At 53.6% G+C, this 349-nt stretch carries 1 protein-coding gene; it reads right to left on the bottom strand.

The features are described from left to right. Positions 1-165: 165 nt before the first annotated feature. Positions 166-349, bottom strand: a 184-nt coding sequence (locus ACT3TJ_RS18080) for a transposase (protein WP_444666141.1), incomplete at its 5' end; no start/stop codon positions are given.

The following is a 349-nucleotide window of genomic DNA, read 5'->3' as shown; positions in this document are numbered from 1 at the left end:
CTAGCCCGGATTTCTCATAGCACCTCAGCAAGTACCGCACCCAGGCCGCCATGCTATTAAAAACCTATTGGTACATCTTAAATTGCCTACTTTTTAACCACTTTCCGTCGTTAAGACACACTTCCCCCTTTCCCCCATTGCGTCGGGCCGGGGGAGCCCGAGCATTCAGTTCGGCACCAACCGCCTGACGAGATCGGATAGTTGCGCTTTATAGGGGTAGCTGTCACTCATCAACACCCGGATTCGGCGCGTATTGCGGATGATGACTGCGCCCACTTTGATGAGTTTGAGCCTCAGGTTGCTTGGGCTCATGCGCGCGAAAGGCGTCTTCTTCAGGTAAGTGCGTAAG

The sequence above is a fragment of the Halomonas sp. AOP30-A1-24 genome, assembly GCF_052378165.1.
Taxonomy (GTDB): Bacteria; Pseudomonadota; Gammaproteobacteria; order Pseudomonadales; family Halomonadaceae; genus Vreelandella; species Vreelandella citrativorans.
The sequence above is the reverse complement of the archived record's forward strand: the minus strand, read 5'-3'. Positions and strand labels throughout refer to the sequence as shown.